We start from the raw sequence: 16,954 nt of genomic DNA, 5'->3' as shown, positions 1-16,954 counted from the left end.
AAAAGCATTAGAGTTCAAAGAGTATTATCCTACGGACAGCCGTTTGTCGACAGCCATGAATAAAGCATCAGATAGAGTTTTAGCATTAGGTCAAAGTTATCATCGCTCAGGAAAATTAAGCAGTGCGATTACACTATATAAAAATTTAATTAATGAACCTATGGTAAGCAGTGCTGTTAGAGATTCGTCAACTAAGTTGATGACTTTGGCAGAAAACGGGAAAAATATGCCGTATTCAAGTAGCCTCTATAAACAAACGATTAATGCTAATACAGCGTCAGAAGCATGGTCAAAAGCATTAGAGTTCAAAGGGTATTATCCTAAGGACAGCCGTTTGTCGATAGCGGTAAATAACGCAGCTAATCGAATTTTTTCCATGGGGCAAAGCAGTCATAGATTAGGTGATTTTAACACCGCTATGACATATTATAAGATGTTGTTAATTGAGAATAAAGTTGATAGTCAATTAAGAAATGTTGTTAGCAGATATAATGTTTTAGCTGAAAATGGTTCGAAATTACTTACAGTAAGTGGATATGTAAGTAACTCAAAAAAAGCTAGTACTGCTTCCAAATCTTGGAATATTGCATTAGAGGGAAAATTGGTATTTCCTAATAGTAGCAATATAAATAATGCAGTTGAAGATGCTGCTCAAAGACTATTGAAGTTAGCTAGAAGTTATCAACGATCTGGAAATAAAAGCGGAGCATTAACTTACTACAATATGATAATAAATGAGAATGCAGTATTAAATGATACTAAGGACTTAGCACACATGTATTCTAAACAATTATTAAGTAACTTTATACCTACTGTTTATATTGATCCTGGTCATGGTGGAAGTGACCCAGGTGCTCAAAGTAGCAATGTTACAGAAGCATCGTTAAATTTAAGTACAGCAAACTATCTCAAAAATTATTTAGAATCAAAGGGCTATAATGTTGTAATGTCCAGAAATTCCAATAACTTTTTATCTTTAGCTGAAAGAGCTCAAGAAGCAAATGAGTTAAAAGTAGATGCCTTTGTGAGTATTCATTATAATGCTATGGGAATACCAAATTCAACAGCAAGTGGAATTGAAACATATATTTATCATCGTGTAGCTAGTGGATTTGGACAAGAAAATAATCGCGATAATTTTAATACAGATAATTCTAGAATCAATGAAAGTTTATTATTAGCAGATAAGACACATGCTAACCTAATATCTTCTACAGGTTTATATAATAGGGGTGTTAAGGGTAATAACTTTCACGTTGTAAGAGAAACAAATATACCTGCTGTATTATATGAACTTGGGTTTATGGATAATGCAACTGAACTAGCTAAAATCCGGACTTCTCAATATCAAAAAACTGCAGCTCAAGCAATTGGAAAGGGAATTGTACAGTATTTTAATCAGCTGAAATAATCTTTTAAATATTGTTTTAAGCCTTTAAAAAGTAGAATTTTAACTTTTTAAAGGCTTTTTTTACATGAAAATAGTTCTTAAAGTTGTAACAAAATCATATTGATTAACCTAATTTTTTTTAATATGATTAAAGAAGACAATAAAATGAGGGTAAGAAAGGTTGACGATATGCAAAGCAAAAAATTAATAAAATCTATATTTCTTTCTAGTATTGCTTCAATGATACTGTTTAATAGTGATGTAAATGCTGAAGATAGCACATTAACTAGCGATAATAATGATAATTTTGAAATTAATGATTTTTCCCAAATAAGTTCTTTAGTTTCTGAAAAACAATTGGATTGGAAACTTTTAGGAGCAATAAAAGAACACCAAAATGAGGAGTACATAAGTGCTTTAAAACTTTATAATGAGTATATTGATTTGAATGATTTGACTGTAGAATTAAAAGATGAAGTTTTATATTTAATTGAATTAGCCGAAACTAATCAAACTCCCCCTGTTGAATTTGATATTTTCTTGAAAGAATTCAATGAAGGGAAACAAAAAGAAGATGATAATGTTGATGATATTTCAAAGCAAAGGACATCAGATGAACTAGAATTAGAAAGTGAAAAACAACCGTCTGAAGAAATTAAAGAGGATATGCCAGATATCAATAAGGATGATAAAAGCAACAGCACAACAAAAGATGTTATTGAAGATGAATCTGAAAATGAAAAAAATCAACAAGATAAAGAAACTACTAATAGTGTATCTGCTAGATCTACTGCAGTATTAAGTGCTGATTCAATGTATTCGGATTTTATAAATGCGAGTACAGCTACAAAAGCTTGGAATGCAGCACAAGAATTTAAAAATAATTATCCAAATGATAGTAGATTAAAAGAAGTTTTCATAAAAATTGAAAAAAGAATTTTGGATCTAGCTCAAAGTTATCATCGTAAAGGTAACTATAATAGCGCATTGACATTATATAAACAATTAAAAAACGAGTCCATGATAAGTGGTGAAACAAAAAATTTAATTGAAGAATATCTAAATTTGATAAATAAGAGCAAAAAATTACCATACTTAAGTACTTTATATAGTGATACTATAAATGCGAGTACTGCTTCAGAAGCATGGGGTAGCGCAATGAATTTCAAAAAATATTATCCAAATGACGAACTATTAATTCAAGCAATTGAGGATGCAGCAAAAAGAATCTTGAATCTAGGACAAAGTTATCACCGTAAAGGTGAGTTGGTCAAAGCAAAAGAATTATATGATAAAATACTAGACGAGCCTTTAGTTAATAGTATTTTAAATAAATCAGTGGAATTATCTTTTTTACAAGCCAAAAATGGCCAGAAATTATCTTACGTTACCACTTTGTTTAATGATACAATTAACGCTAAGACTGCTTCGAGAGCGTGGGATCTAGCTTTATATTTTCTAAATCTTTACCCTACAGAAAATAAAGCTTTCAAAGCACTTGAAATTTCTGCTAATAGAATATTTTCTTTGGGACAGTCATATCATCGAAAGGGTGATTTTAATAAAGCATTACATTATTATAACCTTTTAATCAATGAATCAAGAATTTCTGATTCACTAGAGCAATCTGTTAAACAGTATGTAGAGCAAGCTGATGGGAAAATAGACTTAGTGACAGATAATGATTATAAGAATAAGTCTATTAAAGCTAAAACAGCTTCAAAAGCATGGGAAATCGCTTTAGAAGGGAAAGCAAATTTCCCCAATTCTGAGTTAATCCTAGATGCTGTAATTTCTGCAGCAGATAGATTAATTGCCCTTGGAAAAAATGCTCATAGTTCCAAAGAATATGATAAGGCAATAAGCTATTATGAGATGGTTTTGAATGAAAGTTTAGTTCCTTTCTCATATAAATCAGTTCTAGAAGTTTATATTATGCAAGCTAAAAGTCAATTTCCTAATATGAATTCAGAAAAAATTTATAAAAAATCACTATCAGCAAATACTGCTTCTGAAGCTTGGAATTTATCAATCAAGGGACTTGAATTCTATCCTAATAATTCTTTACTCCTAGATTCTTTGGAACAAGCAGGACTTAGAGTATTTAGCTTAGGAAAAAGTAATCACAGAAAAGGGAATTTTGATATTGCAACTACTTATTATAATATGATTGTTGGAAATCCAAGTTTACCATCATATTTAATTGCAAGAGCAAGTTCTTATCTGTATTTGTCAAATAATAATATGTTCTTAACTAGTTATGTTATTAAGGGGACTCAGTATAAATCTAGTTTTTCTGAAGCACTCAGTAAGCAAATGAACAATAATCCTCAAACAGATTTAAATGGTAATGGGTTTTCAAAAGCTACTACTGAACAAACGAAATATTACTTAAATCCAGAAAATTTTTTACCAGAAAATTCAAATGATATTGACGTTATGCTTTCTACTTTGAAAGTTATAACAAAAACTTTAAATGTAAGAACAGGTCCTAGTACGAATTATACTAATATAGGTCAAGTCGAAAAAAATCAGAGTTTCCAGATATTGTCTAGTCAAAATGGTTGGTTCGAAATTAACTTTAATGGTAGAAATGCTTGGATATCGGGTAGTCAAAACTATGTAAAAGTGGATAATGATGTATTGCAATTTTTGAAGCTTTCAGGATCTTCTGGTATTTCAGTTAATGATATGAATAAAGAGTTAGCAAGTGCTGGAATTTTGAAAAATATGGGAAGTGTATTCTCCAAAGCTAGCCAAACATACAATATTAATGAGATATATCTTATCTCTCACGCTTTGTTAGAGACTGGATATGGAACTTCTGAATTAGCAACTGGAGTTAAAGTAAACGGAGTCACAGTATACAATATGTTTGGTATTGGTGCTTATGACTCAAACGCTGTAAAATTAGGCGCTCAACGTGCTTATGAGTTAGGTTGGACAACTCCCGAAAAGGCGATATTAGGTGGAGCTAAGTGGATATCTAATCAATATATTAATAATTCAATTTATTTGCAAGACACACTCTATAAAATGAGATGGAATCCTAGTATGCCTAGTATTCATCAGTATGCTACAGATATTGGATGGGCAGTTAAGCAAACTAACAGTTTAGATTTATTAGTTCGTTTATCTCAAAAATATGATTTAGTATTAAATTTTGATGTACCTATATATAAATGATGCATTTTTAAGAATTATTTATTTAAAAAAGCCACTGTTATAGTGGCTTTTTTAAATGATATTTAAGGAAAACTTATTATTATTAATATAATATTGACCCTGTAAGGTACATCTTGTATTATAAAAAAGCATGAATATTATAATTATTGTGAAAGTGATGGTATACGCTATGAATAAGCAAATAGTCCTAGTATGCTTTAAATATCCACCTATTTACTCTGGATATGGTAAGCAATTAAAGTTGATTACTGAAAATATATTAAAAAATTCCGACGACATTGAAATTACTTTGCTTACTGGGTATAAAGAATCTGTGGAAAGTAGTTTAGAAAAACTAAATATAATACCTCTTCTAAGTGAATATGACAATAATAGTAAAAGTGTATTTCCTTTTGCTAAAAAGGTATTTCAATGGTTAAAATCTAATAGAAAAAATTATTCAGTTATACACTGTGTCAAAGCCGGTCCGGAAGCAATGGCATGTAATCTAATTAGTAAACTGTACAAAAAACCTTTAATTGTCAAGGTTGCCCAAGATGAATTAAGTGACAAAGAACTATATAGTAATAAAAAAATCAAATTTATTTTTAGACTAATTCGACAAAAATATTTGTCTACTTCAAATTATTTTATTGCAATAAGTGAAGAAATAAAATCAAATTTAGATAAAAGAATAGGTAAGAACACAAAAATTATAAGTATACCAAATGGTGTAGATATAAGAGAATTTGCACCAGTAGAATTACTAAAAAAGACAATGTTACGCAAAAAATTAAATATCGAAAAACAAGAAACAGTGTTATTATATGTAGGAGCTATTAATAGGAGAAAAGGAGTTTATGATCTTTTAAACTCATTTGAACACTTTCAATCGATATCTCCTTTTAGATTAATTATGTGCGGACCAGTATTAGAAGATCGGAACTTTTTTGAAATCATTAATTCTTTAAACAAAAAAAAGAAATTTATCGTTGATTACAGAGGAAAGGTTTCAAACGTTAATGAATATATGAATGCATCTGATATATTTATATTACCTTCTTATTCCGAAGGATTACCCAATGTTTTATTAGAAGCTAGTGCATCTGGCTTAGCTGTTATAACTACTGATATAGGTGGATCAAGAGATATTGTCTTAGATGGTGTTACTGGATACATCGTGCCAACTAATTCTCCATTAGAAATAGCTGATAGGATTAGCTCTTTAAATGAAAATAAAGAATTAATAATAAAAATGGGAAAAGAAGCTAGACGTGATGTAGTTAAAAGATTTTCAATCGATAATGTTACTGCAAAATACATTAATATATACAGAGAACTTTCAAATAAAATCAATTAGAAACTCTAATTAGTGAGAGGACAAAACTATGAAATTTACTAGTCTACATGGTGCGTATTTCCCTAATAATTATGGAGATGTGCTGATTTTAGCAATTCAAGCAAAATGGATAAAAGAGTTGACAGGAGAAGAAGTTAGCCTGCCTTTTGCTACCAACGTATATAGAAAAACAATTGAACCAATTAATCTTGCAGGGAAAGATAGTATTATAAAATCTAACTATCTTATTTATGGTGCAGGTGGCTATTTAGGAGAACCGCCTTTAGGAAGATTTAAATGGTCTATAAATTTTATACGAAACCATTTCAAGCCTGCTTGGATTGCAAGTAGAAATAATGTACCTTATTCTATAATAGGCACAGGAGCAGGACCTGCAAATGTCTGGATTGCAAGACAAGCTCTCAAGTTCATTACAAAAAGAGCCGAAATGATAGCTGTAAGAGATGAAGAATCAAAAATATATTTAAGCCAATTTTTAAAGAATAATAATAAAATTAATATAACAGCTGATGTAGCATTAAGTTTAACAAAAGACGATTTAAATAAAGAAATAGTGTGTAAAGTGAAAGAGCAATATTTAGATTTTGAAGGAATGAAGATAGGGGTACATATTGGTGCTGACAGACATGCCGAAGATACGGGGCAAAATGTACAATCAGTTATTGATGAAATAATTCAATTTTTTAAAGACAAACCAGAATTAACTCCTGTACTAATAATTGACAATAATAATAAAGTTCAAAATGAAGCAGTGGAGTATATTAAAAATGAAATTAATAGAAAATGTAGCATATTTAAACATGAAGATATCTGGGAAACTTCAGCGTTACTATCCGAATTAGATACTGTTGTCACAAACAAGCTGCATATTGGAATAGTTAATTATGCAATGGGAAATGTTCCTATTAGTTTTCCTTATCATTCAAAAACAAAACGTTTTTATAAACAAATTGGCTTAGAGAATTTATGTACACCAATAAGCGAAGTTGAAGAACAGATCACATATAATTCATTAAGCTCTGTATATAAAAATATAAAAGAGGGTAATAAAAAAAAATATCAACAAAAGAGAAGTGAAATGATGAGATTATCATTATTAAATAAAAAAATATTAAAAGAAGTATTAAATAGTAAATGATTTGAAAAGAGATGATTTTAAGTTGTCAAAGTTCAATAGTAAAAAAATAATTGAATTATTAAAGAATAAATTTTTATCAGATAAAATGGTAAGAAATATAGCTGTTGTCTCTGGCGGAACTGCTATTGGTCAAATAGCTAATATGATGTTTACTCCAATTATAACGAGAGTATACTCACCTTCTGAATATGGTATTCTATCAGTATTTAGTTCAATTTTGCTCATATTCTCTTTTAGTTCTTTGAAATATGAACTAGCTATCCCAATAGCCAAAAAAGAAGATGAATCCGTGAATATTCTTTCACTAAGTATACTAGTATTATCTATCATTTCACTTAGCGCTGGTTTAATTGTAACTTTTTTTGGGGAACAAGTACTCAATTTGTTAAATGCTGAAAGCTTATTTCCATATAGATTTTTTATTCCAATTGGTATTTTCTTTCAAGGTTTGTATTTGATTTTTAACCAGTGGATGTTTAGAATAAAAAACTTCAAAATCATTTCTAAAACCAGAGTAACTCAAAACCTAATAGGAAATGTAATTAAAGTGATACTTGGTTTATTAAGTTTTGGAGGCATTGGCTTAATAATTGGAAGAATCGTTAGTGTAAGTGCAGGAACTTTAAGTTTTTACAAAAAATTTACTAATAGAAAAAAAGGTGACGTGAAAGTTGAATGGAGAAAAATAAAGAATCTTGCGATTAAGTATAGGGACTTTCCAATGTTCCAAGCAACAAGTACAGGAGTGGTTCATTTTAGGAATCAATTTCCAGTATTGTTTCTTGCACCTTTATTTGGAACACAAATTGTTGGTTTATATGGATTAGCAAACACTATTGTAAAAATTCCAATGACACTAATCGGGCAATCTGTAATGGATGTTTTCTTTGCAGAAATTGCTAGTATCGGAAAAGAAGATCCCAAAAAAATAAAAAAATTATCTAATAATCTATTTAAAAAACTGGTTTTAGTTGGTTCGTTACCAATGTTAGTCTTGTTATTAGTTGGACCAACTCTCTTTTCATTGGCATTTGGAGCAGAATGGGTAGAAGCAGGAGTATATGCTAGAATATTATCCATATCGATTTTAGCAAATTTGATTTTTTCGCCTATTAGTAAGGTTTTTGAAGTCTTTCGAAGACAAGCAGCGAAATTTATTATTGATGCTAGTAGTTTAATTATTATCGCATCAGTGTTTTTGTCTGCTAATATTTTTAATTGGAATGCTGAAATTACTATCCTACTCTATTCTATTTCTATGGCTTTGGTCTATTTTACAACATACTTAACTGCACAATCTATATTAAATAAAGAAATAAAGAAATAAGTCCAGTTTAGGAGCTGTTCAGAGTGACATTATATAATTTTATAAAAAAACTGAATTGTTTCTTTGAAATGATTCAGTTTAGATATATTTATATTATTAAAAATCATTATTTTAGAAACACAGGTAGTAAAGTTCTTTTTCATAAAATCAAACTGAAAGTAAAAGGAAGCAATAATAGTCTAGAGTTTAAAAATAATAGTAGAATGAAAAATTCTACTATTATTATTAGAGGGAAAGATAATAAAATAATTATTAGTGAAAATACAGTTTTAAGAGATAGTGTAGTAATAATTAATGGAAATTTTAATGAAATTGTAATCGGAAGCAATAATGATCTGAAATTTGTTGAAATCAATGTACAACAATCTGATAATCGTCTAACAGTTGGAAATAACACTACTACTAGTGGGAAAGTTGAGCTCTACCTCAAAGAAGGTACTTCTATCTCAATTGGAAATGATTGTATGCTATCTCGGGGAATTATTATTAGATCTTCGGATGGGCACTCTATTTTAAATGAGACACATAATCGGATTAACGATGCTAATTCTGTAGAAATAGGCAATCACTGTTGGATTTCACAAAATGTTACAATATTAAAAGGTGTCAAAGTCGGTTCAGGATCAGTTGTTGGAGTTGGGTCAATTGTTACTAAGCAATATAAAGATTCTAATCTAATGCTTGTAGGTTCCCCAGCTCGTATAGTTAAAGAAAATATTACATGGGATAGAAAACTGGTTTAAGTAAAAGTAAAAGTAAATAAAAAACAGGAGGCCATCATGGACAATGATTTAACGTTACAAGACATAATATATTATTTGAAAAACAAGAAAATGATTATAATTGGAAGTATGCTTATTTTTGGTTTATTAAGTATTGGGTACTTGTTGCTAGATACATATGTAACGGGGGATAATGAACAGAATGTTAAATCAAGTGAAGAAGAGATTAGCGAAGATATTAATATAAATGAACTTTTAAAAATTGATAAAGAAGAAAGAACTTCTTTAGAACAGAAAGAAATAACTGACTATTTATCTAATGATATGTATTTTTTCCGTGTTTATATTGAAAATAATGATTTTAGCGTATTTAATAGGACTAGTTTGTTTAAGGAAGTTCTATTAAGTGATGAAGTACTAGCATTAATTAAAGAAGAAGTAACAATAGAAAACGAATCATTTTTGGATGACTATATTAATGTAGATTTAAATACAGATAATGCAATCTTTACAGTTTATGTTTCAACAGGGAATACTGCTTTAAATGACGAATTATCTAGTGCCTATTTTGATATTCTTAAACAAGATAATATCGAAATATTAAATGATAGAAGTTTATACTTTTTTGATAGTCCTCGCTTATTTTCTTTTGAAGACGAATCTTTAGTAAATGGCTCTGAAGATATTATAGAAGATAGATCTGTATCGGACTGCGCTATATATGCTCTGTTAGGGGGGATATTTGGTATAGTATTTGGTATAGTATTTTCAGTTATTCATTCGATTTTCAGCAATAAGGTGGATGCTATATATAATTATAAAATGAAAAAACAGGACAAGTTAATTAATTTGACGAATAATACTGAAGACAGTCAAACGTTGAACCATGCAATACATTATCCTTCGAGACTAAAAAGGATAATTTTAGTAGAAAAAATTAATGAAGATATAATTAATGAATCTCAAAAAAACATTTATAAGGACAATGAAATTGTAAATGAATTTTCTTCAGTTCAAATAGATAAAGAAATAGATGAAGCTGTTATTATAGTTAAGCGCGGATTCACTAGCAAAAAATGGTATGAAAAACAGAGAAATCAAATCAAAGGTAATTTAATACCAATAAAAATTATTGAGGTATAATAATTAGGATTTGTAATAGGAGGTGAAGCATTTATGAAAAAAAAAATTCAATTAATTCTAAGTATGTGTTTTGCTTTATTTGTATTTATGACCATCAACTTGCCTAGCATTAAGTTGTTTTATTCATCTTCGATATGGAATATACTAGCTCTTTTAGGTTTGCTTGTCATTGGAATTGTTAGAAAAAAAATAATAAAAGAAAAAATGATACTTTTAAAAGGAATTCAAATTAAGTATATAACTTTTTTTCTTTTATTATGGGGCATGATGCTATATGTTTCTTTTTTATATGCCCCTAAATCACTCTCGCTATCTGACAAAGTTCAGTATATATCAGTCATATTATTTAGCCTTGGTATAGTGCTTTTTTTAAAAAAAACAGATATGAACTTTTTAGTTTTGTATCAAACAAGTTGGGGAATAATATTATCCTTATTAGAAGCTACTGTGGGAATTGATAAAAATACTAGTTTAGGGCAAAATTATTTAACTAGTGGTGTTGCTATAGCAGTATCCATTGTAACTTTTTTTGGTTATGTTTATGCTAGTAATAGAAGTATAAAAATCAAAGTTCTTTCTTTCCCAATCTTTTTGATTCTTTTTGTTGGAGTTACTTCGTTAAGGGGAAGAACACCAATTTTACTGGCTATTATAGTACCATTTGTGGTTCTTATTTTGAATACATTATTTGAGACAAAAGTAAAGAGAAAAATTTTGATGTTGTTATCAATAGTAGTAGTTGCAATTGTGAGCATTATAGTTTTAACTTATGTTCTTCCAGAATCAACGATTAATCGCATTTTTAGGGTCTTTTCATCATTGGAAGAAGAACCACGTTATGAATTATATAAATCATCGTTTGATTTGATCAAGAAAAACCCTTTTGGAATTGGATTAAAAGGTACTTTAGATTATGGTATCATGTATCCTCATAATATTTTTTTGGAATTTTTCTTAGTTGGTGGTTACTTTATGATTTTTCCACTTCTTTTTTTGGGTGCTTTTATAGTAAATACAATAAGGAAGGCTTTTGTATATAAAGGTTTTTCTATAGTTTGGTTCAGTCTTTTTACTTATTTCTTTTTGACTTGGAATATTTCTTATGATCTAAGTAGTTCATATTTGCTATTTACTTCATTAACATTGCTAGTTACAAGCACTACTTTAAATGATCAATTTAGAGTAGATAAAATATAGTCTGAAATTTTAATCTAATGAAAGTCAGTAATTTTATTTATATATTTTTAAGAGAATCTATTAATTTTGAAATAATTTAGTGAACAAGAGGTTTTTTGTTAGTATAGAAATTATTGGCATGTATGTATAGAAACTGCTGAATTAAAAATATAATATCTTGATATGCATCATATTTTTATTGTGGTAATTAATGTACATACTTTTGAAATTAAAATTAGTTTCTATGGAAGCTATTTTCCAAAAAATTTTAATTATTATAATGTTTAGTTACAATGATATTGATAGTATAATATAAACAAGCAGAACTTGATTCAAAAAATATCATTGATAAGGGAGATATCTATGTCAACTATTTTAGTAACAGGTGCAGCAGGATTCATCGGAATGCACTTATCGGTAAGATTGTTAGAAGAAGGTCATGAAGTTGTTGGTTTTGATAATGTCAATGATTACTATGATGTTCAGCTAAAGAGAGATCGTTTAAATATGCTGAGACCTTATGAGAACTTTAGCTTTATTGAAGCGGGTCTAGAAGATCAAGAGGCAGTAGAAACTGTTTTTAAAAATAATGATATTGATATCATTATTAATTTAGCAGCGCAAGCAGGTGTGCGTTATTCAATTGAAAACCCACGCGCTTATATTGATTCCAATGTGGTTGGATTTATCAATATTTTAGAAGCTGCAAGACATAATGATGTAAAACATGTCATCTATGCTTCATCAAGTTCAGTGTATGGCGCAAATGTTAAAATGCCTTTCTCCACAGATGATGCTGTAGATCATCCAGTCAGTCTGTATGCCGCAACTAAAAAGTCGAATGAATTAATGGCTCATACTTATAGTCATTTATATAATATTCCAACTACTGGACTCCGTTTCTTTACCGTTTATGGTCCTATGGGTCGACCAGATATGGCATATTTCTCTTTTACAAATAAAATATTAGCAGGTGATACAATTAAAATCTTCAACAACGGTGATATGATGCGTGACTTTACCTATATCGATGATATTGTAGATGGGATTATTCGATTATTAGATAAATCTCCAGTTTCTAATCCTGCTTATGATCGTGAACATCCTACTCCTAAAGAGAGTTATGCACCCTATAAAGTTTATAATATTGGAAATAATACACCCATTCAACTTCTAGATTTTGTTAAAACATTAGAAAAACACCTTGGTGTAGAAGCAGATAAAGAATTCTTACCTATGCAGCCTGGGGATGTTAAAGCAACTTTTGCTGATATAGAAGATTTGAATAAAGTAACAGGATTTAATCCTAGTACAAGTATTGATACTGGTTTAGGTAAATTTGTAAAATGGTATAAAGAGTACTATCGTATATAATAAAGTTAATAAATTCTTCATAACTCCTCCATTGTATTTTGTCTTTATACTGGTAAAATAGTTTTGAGTATGAATTTATTTACTAAAGAGAGAAGGTGTATAATGGAAGAAGAATCACGTGTTAGACGAAAACGTAAAAAAAGGAAAAAGAAACCTTTATGGAAAAAAATACTTATTACAGTAATAATACTATTAACTCTTATTGTTGGAATAGGTGCTTTTGTTGCATGGAGAGTATACAGTGATGTACAATCTTCAACGAATGAAATGTACGAAGAAGCTGGACATGATCAAATCCGAAATAAGCCTGTTGTTGTGAATAATGGAAAAGATCCATTTTCTGTATTACTAATGGGAATCGATACAGGTGATTTGGGAAGGACAGAACAAGGACGTTCAGATACTATGATGTTAATGACTGTTAATCCTAATACGAAAAAGACTACGATCGTAAGCATCCCTAGAGATACTTATACTGAAATAGTGGGTAAAGGAACAATGGATAAAATCAACCATGCCTATGCATTTGGTGGAACATCTATGGCGATGAATACTGTACAAAAACTGTTTGATATTCCTGTAGATTATTATGTGTCTGTGAATATGGAAGGATTACAACAAATCATAGATGCAATGGATAGAGTAGATATTACACCTCAATTAACTTTTGAACAGGGTGGATATAATTTTGTTGAAGGACAAACAGAGCATATGGATGGAAATACTGCTCTTGAATACTCTCGAATGAGAAAGAAAGATCCGAATGGAGATTATGGACGTCAAGAAAGACAAAGGGCTGTAGTAGAAGCTACAGTTGAAAAGATGGCTTCTGTTGACTCCGTGATGAATTATAAGAGTGTGTTAAATTCTTTAAGTGCGAATATGCAGACTAACCTATCATTTGATGATATGGTAGCTGTCTTTACTAAATATAACTCTGCTATTGGTACAGTTAAACAAGATCAACTGTCAGGAACAGGACAAAAACAAAATGGTGTTTATTATGAATTTATACCTGAGGAAGAAATAGAACGTGTCAGTGAAGTCTTAAAAAGAGAGCTAGAAGTAAATTAACAAAAGGGTACTATCGCTAATTGATAGTACCCTTTTGTTAAAGTTTTTACTAACTATTTTAGAATAGGATTTCAATTTGTAGAAAGATACGTTATAATTAAGTTAATTTGAATTGGAAGGAAATGAGATATGAATATAACAGTTGTAGGAATGGGATATGTTGGTTTATCTAACGCTATCCTACTTGCTCAGAACAATCAAGTAAAAGCATTAGAAATTATCGAAGAAAAAGTAGAGATGATTAATAATAAAAAATCTCCTATCGAAGATAAAGAAATTCAAGAATACTTAAGTAATAAAGAATTAAATCTAGAGGCAACATCCGATAAAGAAAAAGCTTATAGTCATTCACCAGAGTATGTCATAATTTCTGCTCCAACAAACTATGATGATAAAAATAATTATTTTGATACTTCTTTAGTAGAAACAGTGATCGAAGATGTATTGAATTATGCACCTGAAGCAGTCATTGTTATAAAATCTACTGTACCAGTAGGCTATACTGCGTCAGTGAGAAAAAAATATAACACGGATAAAATTATCTTTTCGCCGGAGTTTTTGCGAGAAGGCAAAGCGCTTTATGACAACTTACATCCTAGCCGAATTATATTAGGCGAAGATTCAGAACGTGCTCAAACGTTTGCTGATTTATTAGTTGAAGGTGCAGAAGATGAAAATATTTCTGTTCTGTTAATGAAATCTACTGAAGCAGAAGCCGTTAAATTATTTGCGAATACGTATTTGGCCCTTCGTGTTGCTTATTTTAATGAACTAGACACGTATTCTGAAGTTCACAATTTGGATACGAAATCTATTATTGACGGCGTAGGACTAGATCCACGTATTGGAAATCACTACAATAACCCATCCTTCGGATATGGGGGCTATTGCTTACCAAAAGATACAAAACAATTACTAGCAAACTACGATAAAGTGCCTAATAAAATTATTGGTGCAATCGTAGACGCTAATCGTACGCGTAAAGACTTTGTTGCAGATCAAATCCTAGCTAAAAAACCTAAAAAAGTAGGTATTTACCGATTAGTCATGAAAGCTGGTTCAGATAACTTTAGACAAAGCTCTATTCAAGGAATCATGAAACGATTAAAAGCAAAAGGAATTGAAGTGGTCGTTTACGAACCTGTACTAGAAGATGACTTGTTTTATAATTCGAAAGTGAATAATAATCTGGAAGAGTTTAAACAAGAAGTAGATGTAATCGTTGCGAATCGATTAACGGATGATATTTACGATGTGAAAGAAAAAGTATATACAAGAGATTTATATCATTTAGATTAATATACTACAATATAAGAAAATGCATCCTTCTAAATCAATATAAAGAAGGATGCATTTTTTATTCATTATGTGACGATATTATCGTAAAATTAAGTAAAAATGTCGTAATTATTAAAAAAATAATGATATTAATTGTATTTATGATAAAATATTTGTATAGTCTAATTTATAGGGAAGTAATTTAGCATGATTTTTCTATTCTTAGACAATAATCATTATTGTTTTACAGGAGGAAATTATGGAAGAAGAAATAAGTTTGGTCGAACTGTTCAATACGCTTAAGAAAAGAATGGGATTAATCATCAATATGGTATTAGTAGGCTTAGCACTATCCGCTGCTTATACTTATTTTATTGCTACACCAGAATATAGCGCAACAAGTCAATTGTTAGTCAATCGCACACAAGAAACCGAAACGATCCAAAGAACGGACATTGATACGAACGTTCAATTGATTAATACATATTCAGATATCATTAGGAATCCGATCATTTTAGACCCCGTTATAGATACATTGAGTCTGAATCAGACAACGGAACAACTAAAAAATAAAATTACGGTAACTACAGCAGAAAATTCTCAAGTGTTCTCATTACAAGTATCTGATGATAATCCTTATGAGGCAGCGAAAATTGCCAACACGACTTCAACTGCATTCAAAGATAATTTGGATTCTATTATGAATGTTGATAATGTAACCATCATTTCTGAAGCAGTTGCAGACACAAACCCTGTCTCTCCAAATAATGTACTTAATTTAGCAATCGGTATAGTTCTAGGAGGCATGATTGGTGTCGGAATGGCTTTTTTATTAGAATTTTTAGATACATCTGTTAAAGATGAAAAATTCATCGTTGATGAATTAGGTTGGACAAACCTTGGGACGATTTCTATGATGTCACCGGATGAATTAAAATCTGAAAATCGCCCTTTAGCGCCACAAAGAAAAAACGAATCTCGTACATCCCGTTCGAGAGTATAAAAGGAGTCTAAGTGAATGCTTTTTAAAAAGAAAAGAGATACAAACTTAAATGAACGTCCAGGACTAGTCGTATTAAATAGACCAACCTCAGTCGTTTCTGAACAATTCCGGACGATTCGTACAAATATACAATTTTCAATGATTGATGATACCTTAAAAACCATCGTTGTAACATCTGCGGGGCCTTCATCGGGTAAATCAACGGTTGCGGCTAACTTATCGGCAACACTGGCTTCTGACGATAAACGAGTATTATTAGTTGATGCTGATTTGCGTAAACCGACTGTTCATAAAACCTTTAATATCAGAAATAGTGAGGGCTTGACGAAACTATTGACGGATAGGATGACAAAATTAGAAGATGTCATTTACCGTACCCATACTGAGGGGTTATATTTATTGACTAGTGGCGCTATTCCACCTAATCCAGCTGAGCTGTTGTCATCTAAGCGCATGGGTGAAGTGATTGAAGAGATGGGTCATTACTTTGATATGATTGTGTTTGACATGCCGCCTGTATTAGCAGTGACAGATGCTCAAGTCATGGCTTCTAAAGTAGATGGGGTATTGTTTGTTATTCCTAAAGGTGAAGTAAGTAAAGACCAAGTATTCAAATCCAAAGAATTGTTAGAAAATGTAAAAGCAAACATTCTGGGTGCAGTACTAAATAAAGTAGATAAAACCGACGATTATTATTACTACTACGGAGAATAAACATTGAAAGAATATTGTGAAACAATAGATGGCATAATATTCTTTCGATGTTTTTTACATAAAGCATGTTAATAAATTGAACAGTTAGCA

General features: G+C 30.2%; 13 protein-coding genes. All 13 read left to right on the top strand.

Annotated features, from left to right (window positions below):
* The coding region (locus BLT22_RS09130; protein WP_143020650.1) for an N-acetylmuramoyl-L-alanine amidase family protein at positions 1-1,411 on the top strand (1,411 nt) is incomplete at its 5' end.
* 144 nt (positions 1,412-1,555) lie between these two features.
* Entirely contained in the window at positions 1,556-4,576 is a 3,021-nt protein-coding gene (locus BLT22_RS09125) for an N-acetylglucosaminidase (protein ID WP_176935425.1), read from the top strand.
* A gap of 169 nt (positions 4,577-4,745) precedes the next feature.
* Positions 4,746-5,915, top strand: a complete 1,170-nt coding sequence (locus BLT22_RS09120) for a glycosyltransferase family 4 protein (protein ID WP_176935423.1) — start codon at positions 4,746-4,748, stop codon at positions 5,913-5,915.
* Positions 5,916-5,943: 28 nt separating this feature from the next.
* Positions 5,944-7,053, top strand: a complete 1,110-nt coding sequence (locus BLT22_RS09115; protein WP_091762694.1) for a polysaccharide pyruvyl transferase family protein — start codon at positions 5,944-5,946, stop codon at positions 7,051-7,053.
* Position 7,054: 1 nt separating this feature from the next.
* Positions 7,055-8,380 carry a lipopolysaccharide biosynthesis protein gene (locus tag BLT22_RS09110; RefSeq protein WP_143020648.1) on the top strand — a complete coding sequence of 442 codons (1,326 nt, stop codon included), beginning with the start codon at positions 7,055-7,057 and terminating at the stop codon, positions 8,378-8,380.
* Between the two features lie 23 nt (positions 8,381-8,403).
* On the top strand, positions 8,404-9,123 hold the full coding sequence (locus BLT22_RS09105) for an acyltransferase (RefSeq protein ID WP_091762690.1): 720 nt from the start codon (positions 8,404-8,406) through the stop codon (positions 9,121-9,123).
* Between the two features lie 36 nt (positions 9,124-9,159).
* A complete protein-coding gene (locus tag BLT22_RS09100; RefSeq protein WP_091762688.1) occupies positions 9,160-10,245 on the top strand; it encodes a hypothetical protein in 1,086 nt (361 codons plus the stop codon).
* A gap of 33 nt (positions 10,246-10,278) precedes the next feature.
* Positions 10,279-11,442, top strand: a complete 1,164-nt coding sequence (locus BLT22_RS09095; RefSeq protein ID WP_091762686.1) for an O-antigen ligase family protein — start codon at positions 10,279-10,281, stop codon at positions 11,440-11,442.
* 342 nt (positions 11,443-11,784) lie between these two features.
* The gene (locus BLT22_RS09090; protein ID WP_091762684.1) at positions 11,785-12,795 is read left to right on the top strand and encodes an NAD-dependent epimerase; all 1,011 of its coding nucleotides are present in this window, start codon (positions 11,785-11,787) and stop codon (positions 12,793-12,795) included.
* A gap of 102 nt (positions 12,796-12,897) precedes the next feature.
* Positions 12,898-13,869, top strand: a complete 972-nt coding sequence (locus BLT22_RS09085; RefSeq protein ID WP_091762682.1) for an LCP family glycopolymer transferase — start codon at positions 12,898-12,900, stop codon at positions 13,867-13,869.
* Between the two features lie 129 nt (positions 13,870-13,998).
* Positions 13,999-15,168: a nucleotide sugar dehydrogenase gene (locus BLT22_RS09080; RefSeq protein WP_091762680.1), complete on the top strand. Its 1,170-nt coding sequence runs from the start codon at positions 13,999-14,001 to the stop codon at positions 15,166-15,168.
* Between the two features lie 238 nt (positions 15,169-15,406).
* Positions 15,407-16,150: a YveK family protein gene (locus BLT22_RS09075; RefSeq protein WP_091762678.1), complete on the top strand. Its 744-nt coding sequence runs from the start codon at positions 15,407-15,409 to the stop codon at positions 16,148-16,150.
* A 15-nt stretch (positions 16,151-16,165) separates the two neighbouring features.
* Positions 16,166-16,864, top strand: a complete 699-nt coding sequence (locus BLT22_RS09070) for a CpsD/CapB family tyrosine-protein kinase (RefSeq protein WP_091762676.1) — start codon at positions 16,166-16,168, stop codon at positions 16,862-16,864.
* The last annotated feature ends 90 nt before the right edge of the window (positions 16,865-16,954 follow it).

The organism is Marinilactibacillus psychrotolerans (genome assembly GCF_900101525.1).
Lineage (GTDB): Bacteria > Bacillota > Bacilli > Lactobacillales > Carnobacteriaceae_A > Marinilactibacillus > Marinilactibacillus psychrotolerans.
The sequence above is the reverse complement of the archived record's forward strand: the minus strand, read 5'-3'. Positions and strand labels throughout refer to the sequence as shown.

Excerpts from the sequence above, each read along its gene's own strand:
- BLT22_RS09075 (WP_091762678.1), top strand. The coding sequence starts at position 15,407 with ATGGAAGAAGAAATAAGTTTGGTCGAACTGTTCAATACGCTTAAGAAA.
- BLT22_RS09095 (WP_091762686.1), top strand. The coding sequence starts at position 10,279 with ATGAAAAAAAAAATTCAATTAATTCTAAGTATGTGTTTTGCTTTATTT.
- BLT22_RS09100 (WP_091762688.1), top strand. The coding sequence starts at position 9,160 with ATGGACAATGATTTAACGTTACAAGACATAATATATTATTTGAAAAAC.
- BLT22_RS09070 (WP_091762676.1), top strand. The coding sequence starts at position 16,166 with ATGCTTTTTAAAAAGAAAAGAGATACAAACTTAAATGAACGTCCAGGA.
- BLT22_RS09125 (WP_176935425.1), top strand. The coding sequence starts at position 1,556 with ATGAGGGTAAGAAAGGTTGACGATATGCAAAGCAAAAAATTAATAAAA.
- BLT22_RS09115 (WP_091762694.1), top strand. The coding sequence starts at position 5,944 with ATGAAATTTACTAGTCTACATGGTGCGTATTTCCCTAATAATTATGGA.
- BLT22_RS09120 (WP_176935423.1), top strand. The coding sequence starts at position 4,746 with ATGAATAAGCAAATAGTCCTAGTATGCTTTAAATATCCACCTATTTAC.
- BLT22_RS09090 (WP_091762684.1), top strand. The coding sequence starts at position 11,785 with ATGTCAACTATTTTAGTAACAGGTGCAGCAGGATTCATCGGAATGCAC.
- BLT22_RS09080 (WP_091762680.1), top strand. The coding sequence starts at position 13,999 with ATGAATATAACAGTTGTAGGAATGGGATATGTTGGTTTATCTAACGCT.
- BLT22_RS09085 (WP_091762682.1), top strand. The coding sequence starts at position 12,898 with ATGGAAGAAGAATCACGTGTTAGACGAAAACGTAAAAAAAGGAAAAAG.